Source organism: Acinetobacter sp. UBA3132, from assembly GCF_002364825.1.
In the GTDB taxonomy this organism is placed as follows: Bacteria; Pseudomonadota; Gammaproteobacteria; order Pseudomonadales; family Moraxellaceae; genus Acinetobacter; species Acinetobacter schindleri.
In genome coordinates, this window is sequence record NZ_DEZM01000105.1 from 1 (window position 1) to 19,588 (window position 19,588).

The window sequence follows — 19,588 nt, forward strand, 5'->3', positions numbered from 1 at the left end:
TGCTGGATCCAGTGGTTGAGCTTGGCAGATAATTCGGTAACGGTTTTTTCCAGTGCAGACAAAGGCTGATTTAGGCTTTCAGGATTTTTTTGCAATAGTTGCTGATACTGCTGTAAATAGTCCTGCATACGTTGCAGGGTACTTTGCGGCTCCTGATCAAAAACACTTAAAAATTCTGATTGGGTTAACTGCTGACTAATCTGCTGCTGTTTAGCCTGAGCATGACTTAAGGCCAATTGCTGCTGTGCTAACTGCTGTTCTAGGGGATGCAGGTGAGTAGTTTGAAACTGATTTTGCTCCGTATTCAGTTTTTTATACTGTTCAGATACCGTATGGATAGCATGATCCAGCTTTAAACCTGCTTCCAGATGTGGCTTGATCTGGTCTAAATGCTGCTGAAATTTCTGCTGCTGTTGCTCCAAGGCTACTAGTTTGGTTTCTTCTTCAATAAAGCGTTTTTTTAGCGTTTCAAACTCAAGGGTGAATTGTGCCTGTTGTTGCTGAATCTGAATTTTTTTCGGTTCTAAATGGGAACGCTGAATAAACTGATCACGGATAGACTGGAATTCATCCAGCTGTTCCAGTAATTGTTGCTGTCCTGCAGATTTATTTATGGCATCCAACTGGACATCATACACTTCTTTTTTTGCATGGACTTCGGCATACAGCTTATGTCGGTCCAGATGCCATTTTTTCTCATTTTCTAGCAGTTTTTCAGATTGCTGAAGATTCTGTAATTGTAAAGACAGCGCCGTCTGTTGCTGTTTTAAGGCGTTAATATCTTCTTCGGACAGGGTTTCAATATGTCCAATCAGCTTTTCCAGATCACTGCGCTTATTTTTTACTTCACTGAATTTTTGTGCTGCTTTTTGACTGACCACACTGAAAATTTGTGAATTAGTCAAATATTCCAGCAGGTCTGCACGTTCATGATCTTTGGCTTTTAAGAAGGCTCCCACTTCAGACTGGGCAAGCAGGACAGCACGGGTAAACTGCTCAAAGCTGAGTCCAATCAGTTTTTCAATAAGTGGCGTGACTTCGGATATTTTTTGGGTAAGCGTAGTGTCATCATCAAGGCATTTGATATAACGGTCGACTTTTAAATTGCCATCAATTTTATTGCGGGCACGGCGGATTTCCCAACGGGCAAGATAGCGCTTGCTATCCAGCGCAATAAATTCCAGTTCACTAAAGCCGGTGGTTGTGCCACGACGCAGAATATTTTTAGAATCTTTGATGGAAACATCCTGTCCACCTGTATCTTTGAGACTGCCAGTTGCACCTTTTAAACGTGGAATTTCGTTATACAGTGCCAGACACATGGCATCCAGCAGGGTAGATTTACCTGCACCAGTTTTACCGGTAATGGCAATCAGGCCGGCATGTGCCAACGGGCTATCATCAAAGCAAATATCATGAGTGCCTGCCAGAGAAGCCAGATTATTTAAACTCAAACGTAAAATTTTCATGGCATTTCCTTATGGCTGCTGCACATCAATATCTTGCTGGGCTTCATGTAGCAGCTGCAGGAAATCACGCTTTACCGAGTCATCTGGATCATAACCCATCTTTTCCCAGAGGTTACCGAACAGGGATTCCGGGGTCGGAGGCGCCAGATCAATTTTAGAAATGTGCGTGCTTGAGTCCGCTACTTGCTGATAAATCCGGGAAATACGTAGCAGTCGGTAACGGTTTGGCGGCAAAGCCTGTTCAATCTGCTGTCTGAGATCTACTGGGGGAGGCGCAGTGGTAGTGTATTCAATTTCCAGGAAATGGCGTGCAAACAGCTGATCAATTTCACCATTCGGCAAGGCCTTGACTTGGTCAATCAGATCATTGAGGTCGGCACGAATCCGGAGCAGATCTACAGTACGTGGAATGATCAGAGGCTCATATTGAAAGCGTTGTTCATCTGACTGCATCGGGTCAATTCGTACCTCTACAACCTGATGTTTATAATTCAATTCACTAAAAGACAAAGGAATAGGCGAGCCACTATAGCGGATATGTTCCTGACCGACTTTCTGCGGCTTGTGCAAATGCCCCAACGCGACATAATCAATACCATCTTCAAAAAGCGCCGTCGATAAGGCTTCTTCATGTCCCACTACAATCGGACGTTCAGAATCCGAAGTTTCTCCGCCTTGCATATGCGCATGTGACATCAGAATCAGCGCCTGATCCGGCTGTTTTCGTACTTTTGCTTCAGCAATGAGTTGCCGATGCAGATAGGCAATTGCACTCTGATTGCTGCTGGTATGTTCATTCAGTCCGGTAATTTCGGCACTACGTAGATAAGGCAAGGCCAGGCACCAGGCTAAAATTTTCTGTTCAGGACTATAAATCGGCACCATCAGGCGATCCAGATCCAGCTGATTATTTTCCTTGCGGCTGATGACACCGATTGCACGTGCATTGAATTTGGCAAGAAAAGGCTCAACCTGCTCGATGCGATAACCCGAATCATGGTTGCCGGCAATCATCAGGATTTGCATGTGCGGTGCCAGTGCATGGGCACTGGTTAAAAATTGATAAAGCTGTTTTTGTGCGCTGGAGGCCGGATTGATGACATCAAAGATATCGCCTGCAATTAGCAGGGCATTTGGCTGTTTTTGTCTAATTTGTTCCAGCAGCCAGCTCAAAAATTGGCGATGTTCAAATTCACGATCATGATTATGGAAAAATTGCCCCAAATGCCAATCTGATGTATGTAGAAAATGAACTGCCATGTCCCCTGAGCCTATAAAAGTTTAAACACCCGAAGTGGGTAAAAGCATGGATGAAACCAGCAAAAATCTTACTTCCGAAGCAGGAATGATCGTTTTGGTCTGGATGAAAAATATCAGTATAGTGAGCTCGATCTGAGAAAACCAGTATCGGGTTGGGCAACTACTTTTTATCTGACCCTAATAAGGCAATTTAATTTCTTGTTTTTTATCTATGTTTAAACTGGAGCAATAAAGAATAAAAATTTAGAAGCCCAAAAAATAAAGACCGACGATTCGAGTGATGGTGAAATCGTCGGTCAAAGTATGCTGTTTAAGAAAATTTTGGCTGCTATTCAAAACTTTCTGCTGCACACGAGTCTTATTGCTTTAGCAAAGATCAAACAGATTTGTGGATGCCGGTACAAATTTGGTGACCTTGTACCCTATATAACGTCAGCTTTACAGGATCGGTTGACAATACAATGAAAAAAAACTCATTTTTTTTTATACTAACTGCATCCTTTTGTGTGAGCGATGGCTATGGCGCCGCTAAAATGCTATTTTCTCTGGTTTTTTTTAATATGTTTTGTGATGACCTGTATTTGCGGCGTGATTGCAGCCCTAATGCCGATGGGAATGGGGGCTGTGCTGACCATGGTGCCGTATCTGGTGGCCATGATCTGGGTATTATTTAAATTTCTTCGTCAGAACCGTCGGGCACCGACACAAGCCGAACGTAAAAAAATCACTTTAGGATTCAGCCTGATTTTCTGGGGGTATAACCTGGCATTTTTATTATTGGGAATTCTGGTCGCCACCCGGTCCAATCCGAATGCCTGGCAGGATTTCATACTTTATCTTCAACAACCGCAGTTTATGAGTGTCGTGGTGATCATGTTCCTGTTGATTGCGATTCCATTGTATCTGCTGACTTACTGGTTCTATGGAAATCAGGCTCAGCGCATGGCCAACAAAATGTTTGGTAGCTCTCAGTAAATTATTTGCACATAAGTGACTAGAACTTTAGTCTAAAAAAAAAGCCTGAAACCCCTTAATATTCAGGCTTGATATCTTTTTCTGTAAGTCATTACGATGAATGGTATTTTTTGATAACTGCAAAGATTGGCCAGTTCAGTACAATGTTTGGGACCTAAGAAAAACAGCGACTGAATAACAATGCATAAGCCTGTCGTACTCATTACCGGAGCTAGTGGTTTTATTGGCCAATATGCGGTCAAACACTTTCTTGGACTAGATTGTCATGTCATTGGCCTGACGCGTGAACACCATCGCCTGGAAATGCATCCAGATTTTCACTGGATCAATGATTTTGATGAACTGCGTACCCGTCAGATTGATTATGTCATTAATCTGGCGGGTGAAAATATCGGTGCAGAGCGCTGGACTGCCGAGCGTAAAGATATTCTCTTGCAGAGCCGATTAGACACGACCCGTCAACTTTATGAATTTTTAAAAAAGAATCAGATTTTCCCGAAATGTATTTTGTCTACATCTGCCGTGGGTTATTACGGTATTGATCCTCAAGAACAATGGCAACAGGTGTATACGGAAGAAGCTGCGCCCCAACAGATTTTCATGTCTCAGCTTTGTGCGCAGTGGGAGCAGCTGGCCTTATCCTATACTGATCAGAATACCAAGATTATGCGTTTTGGTGTGGTGCTGGGCAGAAGAGGTGGCATCTTGCCACAAATGCTGATGCCAATCAAAATGAATCTGGTGGGTCGAATCGGGAGTGGTCGGCAGCCATTCGCCTGGGTGCATATCCAGGATCTGCTTAATGTGATGGATTTTCTGCTGCATGAAAAAAGCAACGCTCACATCTTTAATGTGGTTGCGCCTGAGAAAACCAGCCAGCTGCGTTTTAGCCAGACAGCAGCAGAGCTACTGAAGCGTAAACCGCTATTCGCTTTGCCTGGAAGTATTATGCAGTGGATGTTGGGTGAGCAGTCACAACTGATTTTAAATGGTCAGTATGTCCAGCCTAAAGCACTGCAAGATGCTGGCTTTGAATTTGAGTTTCCAAGCATCAAGGAAGCACTCACGGATCTAGTGGGAAAGCGCAGTTAAAAGCTGTAACTGATCCGGTGCATAGGCTTGTGAATCCACTAAAGTCGACTGTCCGAACATCAGCTGTCTGAGCAATATAGCAGAAGCAGGCGCCATGCATAAGCCATTGCGGAAATGGCCGAAATTGGCCCAGCCATTTTTCAAATTTGGCAGTTGACCTATATAAGGAATGCCTTGCGGTGAGCCGGGACGTAAGCCAGCCCATTCCTGGACAATCGGGAATTCTGCCAGTTCTGGAACCATCTCAAAACTGGCATCCAGAATTTTCTGACGAATCTCGACAGCAGGCGTGGTATTAAAACCGACTTCGCGCATGCTGGAACCACAGACAATATGCCCATCCTGACGTGGAATCAGGTACATGACCTGATTCATACACATGGTCGGCAGCCAGTGGTCTGGCGTTTTAAACAACACCATCTGTCCCTGAACAGGATGCACTGGGATATCTCTTTTTAGCTGCAGCGACCATTGTGCTGACCATGCGCCGGTGCTGAAAACAAACTGATCTGCTGCAATCCAGTCACCCTGTTCAGTTTGCACCGCATCAATTTGTGCACTACCAATTTTTATTTTCCGAACTGGCGTATGTTCTAGCCAACGCACGTAGGGATGCTGTTTTAAATAATGAATAATGGATTGGAGTAAGCGAGGGTTACGTACATTGGCGATGTGGGGGAAGTACAAAGCATGTTTAAATTCGGATGAAACCTGCGGATTGATCTGCTCAATCTGTTCCTGCTCGATATAAAGCGCTTGCTGCATCGGCTCATGATGTCGTTGAGCATAGTGATAGCCAATGTCGAAATCTTCTTCATCAAAGATCAGCATGCCGGTTTCATGAATTTCAAAATCAATGCCAGTAACTGGTTTTAATTTGTTATTCCAGGCCTGATATAGCGGTTTGGCATATTTGGCCAAGGCATTGACTGCCTGAGGATAACGCCATGGATACATCGGGGAAAGAATACCGCCACCGGCCCAGGAGGCAGCTTTTCCTGCCTGCTGCTGATCCAGAATCGTTACTGAACAGCCCTGTTCAATCAACTCCAGTGCAGTCATGAGTCCATTAATCCCTGCACCAATGATGGCAATATGCATCAGGTTTTAACCCTTATTTTCGAATCTTGTTTAAACCAAAAACCAAAAAAATGCCTTCCTTGAATCAAGAAAGGCATTCCAGACTATTTCATTTCTTTCAGTTTGATTGCAGCTTCTTCCGCAAAGTAAGTCCAGATGCCATCTGCACCAGCACGGCGGCAGCTCATCAATGATTCCAGAATCACGCTGTCAGATAGCCAGCCATTCTGGATTGCACCCGCCAGCATCGCATATTCACCGCTAACCTGATACACGAAGGTTGGAATGCCAAAAGTATCTTTGACTTCACGTACGATATCCAGATAAGGAAGGCCTGGTTTTACAATAACCATGTCGGCACCTTCCTGAATATCCAAGGCGATTTCATGCAGGGCTTCGGCACGGTTGCCGACATCCATCTGGTAATTATACTTATTGCCGCCTTTCAGGTTGCTTGAAGAACCTACTGCATCACGGAAGGGGCCGTAGAAGCTGGAGGCATATTTGGCAGAGTAGGCCATGATAGACGTATAGATATGACCATTGGCTTCAAAAGCTTCACGAATCGCACCGATACGGCCATCCATCATGTCACTTGGTGCAAAAATATCCGCACCGGCTTCGGCATGGCTTAAGCCCTGTTTAATCAGACATTCAACTGTTTCATCATTTAAGACATAACCAGTTTCATCGATAATGCCATCCTGACCATGCGTGGTATAAGGGTCCAATGCGCCGTCGGTAATCAGTACCATTTCTGGTAATTCTTTTTTCAGCAGGCGAACAGTGGTTTGAACCAGACCATCTTCATGCCATGCCGCTTCAGCAGTCAGACTTTTGTCTTCTTGTGGCGTTACCGGGAACAGCGCTAGTTTGCTGACACCCAACTCAAGCAGGCGTTCAGCTTTTTTCACCAGCAGATCTGCCGAAAGACGCTGAATATTTGGCATACTTGGCACGTCTTGAGTCTGGTTTTGACCCGGTAAAACGAATACTGGATAAATGAGATGATCAGCCGTGAGGTGCGTTTCACGAACCATTGAGCGCAGGTGTTCATTTTTACGAATACGACGCATGCGAGTTGCAGGAAACGCGGGACGATTGAACGTATAGGTCATAAAAATCTCATTGATCAATATTAAACTATGGGTATTGTAGTGCCTTAATTTGCATTTAGGGCAAATGGATACATTTTTTTATTTAATCAAGGTTATTCGAGCAAACTATGACGGTAGCAGAGAAAAGTTGGACAGGAAATATTGATTTAGGCTCGAATAAGGACGTTCTATTCAACCAGTTGTGTGATGCTTTTAATGCTTCACCATTCTACCAATATTGCGGTATGCAAATGCGCGTTATGGATGGACAGATTGAAGCATATGTGGAAATGCAGAAGGATCTGATTGGCAATGTAGCATTCCAGATTTTACATGGTGGTGTGGCTGCCACCATTCTGGATAGTATTGGCGGAATTACCGCAATGGGTGAGCTGTACAAAAAAGCCAGCCCTGAAGAGATGGAAGAAACCAGCAAAAAAGTTTCACGTCTGGCGACTGTGGATATGCGTGTCGACTATCTGGCACCCGGGCGTGGCAAATACTTTACTGCACGTGCAGAAACCCTGCGTCTGGGGCGTAAGGGATGTACCATGCGCATGACCCTGATTAATGATGAAGCTAAACCGATTGCGACTGCGATTGCATCTTATGCTTACTAGAAGCTGAGATAATGAAAAAAACCGCTGAATATTCAGCGGTTTTTTATGGCTTATAAATCTGATTTGGCCCGTTTTAAGGCATTTTGCCATTTTGCCAAGTGTGCTTCACGTTCATCATTTTGCATTTTCGGTTCAAAGGCCTGATCCAGTTGCCAGGACTGGGAAATTTCATTCAGACTGGAAAAAACTCCGGACTTTAAACCGGCCATCGCTGCTGCCCCCCAAGCGGTGGATTCCAGCATTTTGGGACGTAGCACAGGGACATTCAGTAGATCAGCCTGGAACTGCATCAACATATCATTTGAACTTGCGCCACCATCGACACGGAGTTCTTTTAAAGGATGAGCAATATCAGATTGCATTGCAGTCAGAATATCGGATACTTGGAAGGCAATAGATTCTAAAGCAGCACGTGCAATATGGGACTTATTGGTACCGCGTGACATCCCACAAAGTAAAGCACGTGCTTCACTGTCCCAGTGCGGTGCACCGAGACCAGTAAAGGCAGGTACCAAAACTACGCCGTCTGTATCTGGAACTTTACAGGCCAGTTTTTCTACATCTGAACTTTTTTGGATAATCCCCAGACCATCCCGTAACCATTGCACCACCGCACCCGCCATAAAGATACTGCCTTCCAGTGCGTAGGTCGTGTGACCCTGTGCTTGCCAGGCAAGCGTGGAAAGCAGCTTGTTCTGACTCAGTTGAATATCATGACCAGTATTAAACAGCATAAAACAGCCGGTTCCATAAGTGTTTTTTGCCATACCGGGTTCAAAACAGGATTGGCCAAACAGGGCAGATTGTTGGTCGCCCAAAATACCGGTAATAGGAATGGTAGCACCTAATAAACCAGGTGCCGTATCTGCAATATGGCAATCAGAGCTGATGATTCTTGGCAGGACTGCAGCTGGAATATTAAACAGATCCAGTAGGCTCTCATCCCAACTTTGAGTTTGCAGATTCATGAGCATGGTACGGGAAGCATTACTGGCTTCAATCACATGTTCAGCGCCTTGGGTCAGGTTCCAGATCAGCCAGCTATCGATGGTGCCAAAAGCGACATGTCCCTGTTCTGCCAAGGCGCGTAAACCCTCAGTATTTTCTAATAACCAGACCAGCTTTCCCGCACTGAAATAGGGGTCAATGCGTAGACCGGTTGTTTGTTGTACCTGATCCATCAGGCTTTGCTGAATCAGCTGATTACACCATTCTGTCGCACGGCGGTCCTGCCAGATAATCGCCGGCGCAAGGGGCTTGCCATTGCGACGGTCCCATACCACAGTGGTTTCACGCTGATTGGTGAGTCCAATCGCTTTAATGTCTTTTGCTAGAACTCCCGCAGAAGCGATCGCTTGCTGAACGACACCAATTTGGGTAGTCCAAATTTCTAAGGCATCTTGCTCGACCCAACCCGAACGAGGAGTTTGAATATGTGTTTCTTTTTGAGCTGTCGCTTGAACCTGTCCATGTTCATTAAAAATAATTGCACGACTAGACGTCGTTCCCTGATCAAGGGCCAATAAGTAGCTCATAATTTTTTTAAATACTGACTTGAATTTTTAAATATTAGCGCAATTATGTAATCAGGCGTATTCAAAAGTGTATTTGTGTAGAAAATGCATCGTATTTTTTACTAGTTATGCTATGATTGCTCTGTACTTTGGGGGTGTTCTTGGCTTCGACGCTGATGATGAAACTCATAGATGCATGCCGAGAGCGCATTTTCTCTCGTAAATAAAATTTGCATTTTAATAGTCGCAAACGACGAAACTTACGCTCTAGCTGCCTAAGGGCAGCTTGTCCGCATCCCTGAATACTTGTGGTTAGGGGTCCCGACTGAAGCGAACGCACACAAGTCCGTATGAAATCAAGCCTTGGGGTTTCGTACTAAATCTTAAAGGATCGCGATTTGTACCCTGTTCGTCGGGTCACAAAGAGCTAAATCAATAGACGATATCTAAGCATGTAGTATTCTCGAGCGTAATGTTGGCGGACGCGGGTTCAACTCCCGCCACCTCCACCAAAATTCTTTCCGAAGTAATCCATCGGAATCTAAAAAAGCCTTTAAACTCAATGTTTAGAGGCTTTTTTTATGCCTATTTGTCCGATATTGTCTGATCTCATTTGACCCCATATTTGCTCTTTTTGGGTAAATATTGGGAAAATTTACCCAGAAATTAATACATCAATTATGGGTAATCGACATGCCACTTACAGATACTGAATGCAGAAAAGCACAGCCGAAAGACAAACAGTATCGTCTTTCAGATTCACATGGTTTATCTCTAATCATTACCACCAAAGGTCAAAAATATTGGAATGTGCGCGTCACTGTCCATGGTGAACGTAAGTCTGAATCGCTTGGCCCATATCCAGATTTAAGTTTAAAAAAGGCAAGGGAACTTGCATACGAGCTTAAGCATCGATACTCACGTTCAGTATTGCATGAAGACTTAAAACCCTATTTCAAAGAAGTTGCAGAAGATTGGTTCAATAATCAAAAAGAAACCTGGTCATCCAAACATATCAGTAATGTACGAGCTTCATTGGATGAGCTTTATATTGCTCTTGCTAATAAGCGTATAAATCAGATTCAGGCTCCGGAGATTCTGCAAATCATTAAGAAGATTGAGGCAAGAGGCTCGCTTGAAATTGCAAAATGTACCTTGTTTCGCTGTGGTATGGTCATGAAGTATGCCATTGCCCATGGATACCGCTATGATAATCCAGCAGGTGATCTGGTTTATGCTCTCAAGAACAAAAGAATCAAGAATTTGGCTCGTTTACAGCCTCTGAAATGCCTGAATTTTTAAGAAAGATACGGCATTACAGTGCTATAACATGGACGGACTGCTGGATTGGGCATATCACTGAATAATACACTATGACCATTTTTAAAGCTGAACCAGCCATCATCAGTTGCAGCATCACCAGCACCTAATTTGTTGTAATCTAACATATCTAAGTCAGCTCCTTTTTCGATATTCACTTGCTGACGATGCTGAACAGTCGATACATAATTATAGTGCACTGTACTGACGTGATAACCGTCTAAACCATTTTCATTCTGTAATTTCCAATTGCCTGCAAAGGTATAAGCTGATTTACCTTGAAATACTTCAAGCTCACCCGTTGGTGACTGCTCAACCATTAAATCAAGAAAGCCCTTGGCATCGCCCAAAAAATCTTCTAAACAATCTGTCGCTTGGTTATCTAAACTAACAAATACAAAACCACGATAACTGGCAATACGACGTTGTTTAAGACCACGTATGGTTTTATCGAAGTGTTCGCAATATTCGCCTGAAGCCTTAACTTTAATTAGGCGACTATCTGATTTATAGGTGCAGGTATGGAAGGGACAGGCAAACGTGGCCTGGCTTCCTTTACTGACACGTGTCAAGGTAGCGCCGCGGTGTTCACACGCATTGACCATGGCATGAAGTTCACCATTACTGTCGCGGCTAATAATTAGGGGTTGGCGACCAATTTAAACCGTCACATAATCGTTATTATTTGGAATTTCACTTTCGTGACAGGCATAAATCCAGGCTTTTTCAAAGATCTGCTCCATCTCAAGGTCAAACAGTTCAGCTTCAGTGAACATGTCTCGAGCAATGCGGTACACACCATCATGTGGATGAGAATCAATACAGTTCTTAACAAAGTCTTGTCATTCAGTAATACTGCGTAAGGTCATTATTATATCCTCTAGTCTATTAGGATATTTCCCTCATTAAAGCGAAATTCATCCTATACAGCTATCCAAATCCTCCAGATCTTTATCCGTTGTTTAGGATACTAAATAATTTTTAATTTAAATGATTAGCCTGAATCGCGGATAAGCAATTGGTCGTGAAAAACAGGAAGATCAGAGCAATCAGCTGAGTTACCACATAAATAAAAAAATGATAATTTAAATAATAGATTTATCAGTTTGAATAGGATTTATAATAATAATGTTCTCATATTTTCTATGAATACCATATCACCTGTAAAAAAAATAGAGAGTTTGGTAACTTAATTTAATTCACATTAAGTTTAAAATAAAATACTGTTATAGTGGAAGTATAAAATTCTAAATCACTTGTTAATATGAAAAAATTAACTATAATTTCAATTGCTTACTTAATGATTTTTAGCTTTCCTACTCAAGCAGAAAATACATCTGAATTATATAAATTATGGGAACAATATTACCAAATAGAACAGACTAGCCCAGAGCAGGCAACGCACATTTTGCAGCAAATTAGCCAGAAATCGCCACAAGATCCAAAGGTGTGGAAAACCTGGACATATCTGGAAATGCGTAAAAATAATAATAATCAAGCCTTAATCTATATTGATCGAACCCTTGAATTAACACCGAATGATGAACAATTGTTATTGCAAAAAGCCTATCTATTGAATTCTGCTCAACGTAATCCCGAAGCTTTAGAAATATTCAAAAAACTGCAAAATTCCTCAGATCCTGAAACAGCAGCCAAAGCCCAACAGGCAGTAATCAATTTAAGTGGAACAACAAGCGGTCAGACTAAGAATACTTTTACCGATATCTATTTTTCTCCTTCTTTTGAAGGACGTTACGACACGGTCATCTTGCCCTTGAAGTTCCGTTATGGACGTTACTGGGGAGAAGAAAACCGTGGCCAGATTTATGGCTTTGCCAGTATCAACCGGGATACCCGATCTACCANNGTGCACGACCTGAGATTATTGACCAGAATGCAGCCATTGTCGGTGTTGGAACGAATTACCGTCCTTGGGAATGGCCAGTCTATCTGTATCTGGAACTCGGCGGAAGTTATGATTTGATCGATTTAAATCGAGACAAATTCAGGGAAAGCATTAATTTTGGTTTGACGGGTTATCAGGAATGGTATTGGCAGGATTCCAAAACTGGCCATAGTCCGGTTCCCCAGCAGATCCAGTATTTTGCAGAACTGTATGGCAATGCGGCAAGTTATTCACGTGAAGATTATAATGTAATTGGTGATTTGCGTCTGCGTACTGGCTGGAACTTTAACCGGGATCATCTAGGCAATATCCAGACATATTTGAAGCTACATACGATTAATGATTCCAATAATGAATTTTATAACAACTTGGCAGAGCTGGGACCGGGTATAGCTTGGCAACCTGCAGACTTCCCAATCAAGCTACGTGTTGAACAGATGTATGGCAAATATGTAAGTGGGGCACCTGAGTCTGGAAAAAGAACTTTCGATAATACCCGAGTAGAACTGACTTATTACTGGAGTTTTTAACCATGCCGATTGATCTTTCTTTTATTTTTGGTACCCGTCCTGAACTGATTAAACTGGCACCCGTCATCTTAAAAGCCCGGCAAGATTCACGTTTTAAAGTTAATGTGGTATTTACTGGCCAGCATCTGGAACTGGTACAGGATGCAATCGAGTTTTTCCAGATCGAAATTGATCATCATCTGCAAATCATGCAGCCAGGCAAAAGCCTGAATATCCTGTTAAGCAAGGCATTGACCGAATTGGATCAGGTATATCGTGACATGCCAAAATGTGATGTGATTGTAGTGCAAGGGGATACTACCACTGTACTTGCAGGTGCTTTGGTGGCCTTTAATCTGAATATTTATCTGGCGCATGTTGAAGCCGGATTACGCTCTTTTGATCTCATGCATCCATTTCCGGAAGAAGCTAACCGACAACTGGTTTCCCGCTTGGCCCACTGGCATTTTGCGCCAACCCGACGTTCTGCAGAAAATTTACGCCAGGAAAATATTCCAGACCAGCAGATTTTTATTACCGGTAATACCGTGGTTGATGCTATTCATCATGCCCGTGATTTAATGCAGTCTTCTTCTCAGCAGTCTCAGCAAAGGTTAGAGCGAATGGGGCTAAAGTTAAATGAACAAGATAAACTGGTCTTGCTGACCGCACATCGACGGGAAAATTTTGGCGAAGGTATTCAGAATATCTGTGCCGCCATTCATACACTATGTCGCCGTTATCCAGAGCTGCATTTTGCTTGGCCTGTGCACCTCAATCCGCAGGTATATGAAATCGCCTATCGCGAGTTTCTGAATCATCCGCAGGTGCATTTGTTAAAACCGCTGGATTATCCGGACTTACTGGCTGTTTTAGGTACAGCCTATTTTATTATGACAGATTCAGGCGGTATCCAAGAAGAAAGCCCCACCTATCAAAAACCGGTGCTCATACTGCGGGATGTAACGGAACGCCCGGAAGTGGTTGAAGCAGGTTGTGGAATACTGGTCGGTACTGATCAGACCAAAATCGTACAAGAGTTTTCTCGTCTAATGGATGATCCAGCCTATTATCGACAACATGCAGAAGTCGAAAATCCATTTGGTGATGGTCATGCTTCGGAACGTATTTTAGAACAGATGCTGCAAGATTTAACAGTCAGAGCTTAGTAATTGATTTTCATCCACAAATAAAGCCAGAGCACACTGGCTTTATTTAAATAATGTGGACCATCAAAAATATAGACACGCTCGCCAGCATAAGCTTTCAACTGTTTTGCAATTTCCCAAGGATAAGCTGCACGAAAGCCGCCTCCCGGTTTAGGCCGGAAAGCTTCGAGAATAATCACAACTCTTTTGTCACCAACCTGATGTTTAAGGTTTTGATAAATCACCGCCGCTTCTTCGGGGCTGCGCGTGCCTACACCGACGCCATCCTGAAAAAAGACTTGGGCATTATCAGGTAACCAGCTTTCAAGCCAGTAATGTAAAAACCGTGATTTGCGATCTGCACTATAAATGCTGATCCAGATTGGTCGCTGGAACTCGGCAACATAACGCGCCAGATTGGCAACTCCATGCCAGCTTGGATCAGCTTCTACAGGAAAATAATAAGCAGCAGGCTGAACTGGAAGAGAAGTTTTAATAATCTGTTGGGATTGTAAAAAGAGCTGATCAATATTTTCACGTGCCACAGGTTCCTGAAAAATGCCTGCCAGACCTAAGATAACCTGCTTGGACCAGGGTTGTTCGGCAATCGTATTCCAGTCCGGCTGATGTTGCCATTGGGCTCCGGAGATTTCTTTAAAAAAGGAGCGTCCGTCTACAATACTCCATTGAGTGACTAAGGTATCGATGCCTAATAAGTGCCAGTTACCGGAGGCGTGACTAATCTGGTCAACCCGCCAGAAAATACCCTCAATTTTAGGCGCTGTTACCGCTTTAGCATCTGCACGTGCCATAAAAAACGCAGAGCCAGTAAAAGCCAAGGCAGGAAGTGCCAGTAACACCAGTAAGCCTAAAATCAGGTATTTTTTCATCATTATTCTTCTTTGGTTTTTTGTGCCTTACGGGTTCTGCGCCAGAACAGCAGCCCTATAATGAGCGCAGCAACAATCACTAGAATAATAGCAATAGTTCGCATGGAAATCTGTTCAATTATCGGGGTTTCTGCTTTTTCTATAGCTGTTTGACTAAGTACGGTAATTTGTCCTTGGGCAGAAATAAACAAGGCCGCAGTATTGTTCGGGATTTTCTGCTGGATTTGCGGCCAGAAGCGGGCAAAATTTTCTACGCCGAGGTTGTTGTCGCTATAAATCCAGAAATTCCCGTTTCTGACGGTGATCAAACTACCATTTGCCGTAGTAGGTAAGTAAAGAATCTGACTGTATTCTTGCAATTCAGATTGATAACGCTGGGCATTCAGCAGGATATTAATGGTTTTAGGTGTACTTGGATTCAGCTGGGTGATATTCAGACCAATTGGATCATTACTGAGCAGCATGTTCTTGGCAACTTGAGCCAGGCTGATCGCGATGGGGGTGGCTATAGGCGTATTCATGGCAATTTCAGGAGTCTTGTCAAAAACTGTAGACAGGCTGATGACTCCCTGTTTCATCTGGTAAGGCAGACTAAGCTTGGATTTTTTAGCATCAATCCATAAGGCATTACCCGCATTAGGTAGACAATTATTGCTATTTAACTGGTTATTATTCACCGTCATGTTAAAGCTGTTGGTATAGGGATAATCTGCCCCTACAAATTCAAACTGCCGCTCAACCGGGCTGGAATCCAGTTTTGCCAGACTGGTACTACCTGCGAGTACTTCATTGAGCCAAACCTGTAAGGTCGAGCCTTGTAAGAGTCCGCTTTGCGAACGGAAATTAAGCTGACCCTTTAAAATATCCGTAACTTCCCAAACAGCAGGAAAGACCAGTGAAATATTTTTGGGAGTATTGTCTAGTTTGAAATCGGAAATGCCCAAATCAGCCAAGCTTTCAAAACGGCGTACACTGGCCCAGTTTGGTCGCGCGACAGGGCCATTTAAACTCGCTGTTGCAGTATTTAGTTGTGCCAGATATTGCTGATTGAGCAGAGCATTGACGGCCATCAATAATTGGGATTCTGAAGAGTATTCAATCGTCAGACTTGGTACCTGGTTGACTTGATTTAGACTCATCCGGGCTGCGGGTAATTTTGCGGCCGAACGCTGAATATTGATCATGAAATCAGGTGCTGATTGAGGAGTGGTATTTAGCCGCCATTGCACAGGTGTCGCAAATTTCCAGGCAGTTGCCAGCCTACTCATCATGGTGGCTTCCAGGAAATTTGCCGTATTAAAACCTAGCAGTGCCTGTACTGGTTCTGAGCGGCTCAATTGGCTATTGAACAGGACATCCGGGAGTTGATTCAGCTGCATGCTGTTACGCTGCGATTGGTAACTCAGATTTGGTTGAGTCAAGGTAGTCTGTAAATTGCTTGATTCAAGACAAATATTGGCAGTACTTTGTCCAGGTCCTGGTTTTTGTAAAATACTGATATCCAGCCGATGAAAACCGCTGTCGGCAGGGGGGAGGCTAAAATTTAATGTGCCTTTACCACTCAAATTTTGTTGATGAATCAGCTGATTGTCATACCGGACAATCACTGTACTGCTACCCTGTACATTAAACTGACTGCTGAACTGGACATCCTGCCAGCTTTCACCTTTTCCAACATAAAAAAAGTAAGGTGTAGTTTGCTCTACATGCCGTGCAACTACATCATCAAGCTTCCAGGTGGCCGCATAGAGAGGTGCACTAGACAATGCCAAGATAAGTGAAGACATTAATCTCAAGGGAGCTGTTTTTATGTGCATGATCATTTTTTTTCCTTCTTTCGTTCTGTCTTGTACCAGGTAATTCCCTCACCCTTGATTTTGCCTTTTAACATGTCCCAGGCGGCTTTAAAGACAATCAGGAGAAATACCTGTGAATAGGTGAAATAGGCGATAAAGGCATAGAAGTAAAATCGTTTAGGCACTTCTTTTTCCAGACTGAGGGTGAACCAGATCTGGACCAGATAAAGAATAAAGGCCAAAATGAAGAGTAAGGTAAATGGACCGGGAATCGTGGTGCCATCAATACCGAGTAGACCAACCACCAGCGTCATATGACTTAAGAACAGGGCTGGCACAAAAATGATGTAACACATAATATTGTTGCCGATCTCCATTCCGATTGGAAAAGGATGCCGGAGCGCTGTTCTTAAATATTTACGGGTTACATAAAAGTTACCTTGAGTCCAACGCGAGCGTTGTTTGATAAAAATATTCAGGTCGCCCGGATCCTGTTGCCAGCCTACGGCATAAGGCACCCATTTAATCCGTTTATGTCCCATAAAAATCCGGTAACTCATTTCGGTGTCATCGACCAAGGATTTTTCGTCAAATCCGCCTAGAATATCGAGTGCATCTCGCCAGATCACATAATTGGTTCCCATTAGGGTGGAAAGACGGAAACGCAGCCAGCGTCCACCCTGAAAAATCCACTGGAAATAGATAAACTCGATAGCGATAAAGGTACTAAGGGGGCTGTCTTTCCAGTTGCGGGTACGAACTTTACCATTCACTGCGACCAGACTAGAATCTGCCAGCAAGGTCTGGGCAATCAGTCGCACACAATCTGGCTCTGGCGTACTGTCCGCATCATAAACCGCAATCAATTCTCCGCGGGCATGTTTGAGTCCGTTATTCAAAGTTCTGGATTTACCTTTACCGCCTTGACCTTTAGGCACATTGATGACCCGAATGACTGGAAATTCGGCTGCCATACGATCGGCAATTTCCTGGGTATTGTCTTTGGAGGCATCATTAATCAGCAGTACTTCATAGCTTTCAGCCGGATAATCCTGTGCAGCTAGAGAGCGTAAGGTATCTTCAATCACCAGTGCTTCGTTATATGCCGGCACCAGCACACTCAGCATGGGCCAACGTTCAGGTATTGGTAAATTGGTCAGTTCCTGACTGGCTCGAATCGAATAACGCCAGGCAGAAAAGCTGAGCCAGGCCCAAAAGGCCTGTGGAATCCAGATCCCGATAAAGCCAGTAATAAACAGAATATCGATCATGCTCATGATTTTTTGAACCTCCGCCATAACATGGTGATCAGGAGGATGAGCATTAAGATAACGATCACAACAACGGATGCCCAGGAAGTAGAGGTACCCCAGAAGCTTAATAAATTAGGGTAATGGGTCGAGAGCACCAGATGTAATGGCAAGATTATGATTCCTGCTGAGAGCAAGATATAACCGAATGGATTGGTATGCACCCTGTTCATTTGGCTGTCAAAGCGCGTATTTAAAAAGGTCCAGGAAATTCCCAATTCAGGATAAGCAATCTCATTTTCACTAAGAGGCGTCTGAGGATTCAGAATAATTCCGGTACCATTGAAGGCAGTCTGTGGATAGGCGGTGTAAAATTGTTGTTGACCAGATTGAATTAAACGGGCGGGTAAAGGCAGTTGTCCAGGATTGGCCTGAACAATGTAAAGTCCCGCAGGTAAAGTTTTGAGATTCGGATTCCAGCCATCCTGTATATAGGCAGCCATGGGACGTAGACCTGCACTGGTGGCGAGGGTCGCAAGTCCGCGAAAACGCTTTGGTTCGATACTGCTTAGATCAAGAATCGGGATAGCACCTTCCGAAACCTCCTGTTTGATCTGAAAGTAGATTGACGGTTTCATGAAATTTTCAGGAATGATTAAACCCGGTTTAATACCCTGATTTTTCATGGTTTGATAAGTTTCGTACTGTAGTTGATCAAAGCTAAATACCGGCCATAGCTTTCTGGAAGCAGGGAAATGAGCAGGAATTTGTGTAATATCTGAAGATTGTTCTGCCTGTACCGAATCGACTTCTTTAATCTCACACTGATAATATTGTTGATAATAAGAACTCAGTACCGGGTCAGGTAGTGTATTGACTGAAATGATCAGACCGCAGACATGCAACAAATGATTCATAGGCGTTCCTCCAGAGAGGACACGCCTTGATGATGAGATTGATGAGTAATCTCTGTTTTAATCAGTTCAATCTGTTTGATTTTTTCAATCAGTTGTTTGGAAATAGTAGATTCTCGATCGGCAATCATAATTACGCGCAAGACCGAGAGTCGGCTATCAGTAAAGGAAAAATGAGGAACTTCAAACTTACTTTCCAACACATGGATAATTTTTTGTTGCAACAGTTTTAGTTCATCCACCTGCAACATATCTCTTAATAAATTTTGGTTGGTAATTTCTATATAAATTTCATCATATTGAGGAATCAGATTCAGATTTAACATATCCTGAACCTGAGTTTGGGTATAGGAATAAGTACTAATAGGTAATGTTTTATGGGTCAGATTTTTACGATAAGTATCCAGTAAATTGTCTGTTTTCCTATTGGTCGACATCATTTCATAATAAATACTGAGTAGAAGTGGTGCGATAGGTAGAATAAAAAGCTGCAACAAGCGAGTATTAATATCCATGCTATCAGTCTGGACACTAAATAGAATATAAATAAAAAGAATAATAAAAATGACAATACTTAATACAACGGACTGAACTACATTTAAAAAGCGGCCTAACAGAATAAAGCCAATTAGAAGAATCCAGCTTCCGACTAGTTCCGTACGTACCCATTCATAGCCAATTAGTCCTATAAATATAACTATGACCAAGGGTAAAAAGGTGATGGTTTGATTTGTCCTTACTAACCAAT

General features: G+C 43.2%; 14 protein-coding genes, 1 other RNA gene and 3 pseudogenes. 7 read left to right on the plus strand and 11 right to left on the minus strand.

Going from position 1 to position 19,588, the window contains the following annotated elements; genetic code table 11:
- Both B4033_RS04990 and B4033_RS04995 read right to left on the minus strand, forming a co-directional pair.
- The coding region (locus B4033_RS04990) for an AAA family ATPase (protein WP_286832494.1) at window positions 1–1,469 on the minus strand (1,469 nt) is incomplete at its 3' end.
- 9 nt (window positions 1,470–1,478) lie between these two features.
- Window positions 1,479–2,729, minus strand: coding sequence for an exonuclease SbcCD subunit D (locus B4033_RS04995; protein WP_286832496.1), 1,251 nt, complete (start codon window positions 2,727–2,729; stop codon window positions 1,479–1,481).
- 519 nt (window positions 2,730–3,248) lie between these two features.
- Here B4033_RS04995 and B4033_RS05000 point away from each other — a divergent pair.
- Both B4033_RS05000 and B4033_RS05005 read left to right on the plus strand, forming a co-directional pair.
- Window positions 3,249–3,704, plus strand: a complete 456-nt coding sequence (locus B4033_RS05000; protein ID WP_286832497.1) for an ABZJ_00895 family protein — start codon at window positions 3,249–3,251, stop codon at window positions 3,702–3,704.
- A gap of 180 nt (window positions 3,705–3,884) precedes the next feature.
- The gene (locus B4033_RS05005; RefSeq protein ID WP_163171942.1) at window positions 3,885–4,796 is read left to right on the plus strand and encodes a TIGR01777 family oxidoreductase; all 912 of its coding nucleotides are present in this window, start codon (window positions 3,885–3,887) and stop codon (window positions 4,794–4,796) included.
- Here the strand turns inward: B4033_RS05005 and thiO are convergent.
- Together thiO and hemB are read right to left on the minus strand one after the other, a co-directional pair.
- The gene (gene thiO / locus B4033_RS05010; RefSeq protein WP_286832499.1) at window positions 4,776–5,897 is read right to left on the minus strand and encodes a glycine oxidase ThiO; all 1,122 of its coding nucleotides are present in this window, start codon (window positions 5,895–5,897) and stop codon (window positions 4,776–4,778) included. The two genes, B4033_RS05005 and thiO, sit on opposite strands and share 21 nt — an antisense overlap.
- 83 nt (window positions 5,898–5,980) lie before the next feature.
- Window positions 5,981–6,994, minus strand: a complete 1,014-nt coding sequence (hemB, locus tag B4033_RS05015) for a porphobilinogen synthase (protein ID WP_286832500.1) — start codon at window positions 6,992–6,994, stop codon at window positions 5,981–5,983.
- Between the two features lie 107 nt (window positions 6,995–7,101).
- Between hemB and B4033_RS05020 the strand changes: the two genes are divergently transcribed.
- Window positions 7,102–7,593 carry a thioesterase family protein gene (locus B4033_RS05020; protein WP_286832502.1) on the plus strand — a complete coding sequence of 164 codons (492 nt, stop codon included), beginning with the start codon at window positions 7,102–7,104 and terminating at the stop codon, window positions 7,591–7,593.
- Window positions 7,594–7,643: 50 nt separating this feature from the next.
- Here the strand turns inward: B4033_RS05020 and glpK are convergent, their stop codons facing one another.
- Window positions 7,644–9,128 (minus strand): glycerol kinase GlpK, encoded by a 1,485-nt coding sequence (glpK, locus tag B4033_RS05025; RefSeq protein WP_286832503.1) that lies wholly within the window; start codon window positions 9,126–9,128, stop codon window positions 7,644–7,646.
- 130 nt (window positions 9,129–9,258) lie between these two features.
- On the opposite strand from glpK, the gene ssrA reads away from it, so the two are divergent.
- Both ssrA and B4033_RS05035 read left to right on the plus strand, forming a co-directional pair.
- Window positions 9,259–9,619: a transfer-messenger RNA gene (gene ssrA / locus B4033_RS05030) on the plus strand.
- A 181-nt stretch (window positions 9,620–9,800) separates the two neighbouring features.
- Window positions 9,801–10,432: pseudogene (locus B4033_RS05035) on the plus strand (tyrosine-type recombinase/integrase); the annotation flags it as partial.
- Here B4033_RS05035 and B4033_RS05040 read toward each other — a convergent pair.
- Window positions 10,412–11,248 (minus strand): annotated as a pseudogene (locus tag B4033_RS05040) (Rieske 2Fe-2S domain-containing protein); the annotation flags it as partial. The pseudogenes B4033_RS05035 and B4033_RS05040 overlap by 21 nt on opposite strands.
- 443 nt (window positions 11,249–11,691) lie before the next feature.
- Here B4033_RS05040 and B4033_RS13600 point away from each other — a divergent pair.
- Together B4033_RS13600 and wecB are read left to right on the plus strand one after the other, a co-directional pair.
- Window positions 11,692–12,863, plus strand: a pseudogene (locus tag B4033_RS13600) (tetratricopeptide repeat protein).
- Window positions 12,864–12,865: 2 nt separating this feature from the next.
- Window positions 12,866–14,011 (plus strand): non-hydrolyzing UDP-N-acetylglucosamine 2-epimerase, encoded by a 1,146-nt coding sequence (gene wecB, locus B4033_RS05050; RefSeq protein ID WP_286832505.1) that lies wholly within the window; start codon window positions 12,866–12,868, stop codon window positions 14,009–14,011.
- On the opposite strand, the gene B4033_RS05055 is transcribed toward wecB, so the two are convergent.
- The 5 genes from B4033_RS05055 to B4033_RS05075 form a co-directional block, all read right to left on the minus strand.
- Window positions 14,008–14,883: a hypothetical protein gene (locus B4033_RS05055; protein WP_286832507.1), complete on the minus strand. Its 876-nt coding sequence runs from the start codon at window positions 14,881–14,883 to the stop codon at window positions 14,008–14,010. The two genes, wecB and B4033_RS05055, sit on opposite strands and share 4 nt — an antisense overlap.
- Window positions 14,883–16,703 (minus strand): hypothetical protein, encoded by a 1,821-nt coding sequence (locus B4033_RS05060; RefSeq protein WP_312324615.1) that lies wholly within the window; start codon window positions 16,701–16,703, stop codon window positions 14,883–14,885. The genes B4033_RS05055 and B4033_RS05060 overlap by 1 nt, the downstream gene beginning before the upstream one ends.
- Window positions 16,700–17,953, minus strand: a complete 1,254-nt coding sequence (locus tag B4033_RS05065; protein WP_286832509.1) for a glycosyltransferase family 2 protein — start codon at window positions 17,951–17,953, stop codon at window positions 16,700–16,702. Before B4033_RS05065 ends, B4033_RS05060 begins: the two co-directional genes overlap by 4 nt.
- The gene (locus B4033_RS05070; protein WP_286832510.1) at window positions 17,950–18,843 is read right to left on the minus strand and encodes a hypothetical protein; all 894 of its coding nucleotides are present in this window, start codon (window positions 18,841–18,843) and stop codon (window positions 17,950–17,952) included. Before B4033_RS05070 ends, B4033_RS05065 begins: the two co-directional genes overlap by 4 nt.
- A partial coding sequence (locus B4033_RS05075) for a hypothetical protein (protein ID WP_286832512.1) occupies window positions 18,840–19,588 on the minus strand: 749 nt, incomplete at its 5' end. The genes B4033_RS05075 and B4033_RS05070, both read right to left, overlap by 4 nt.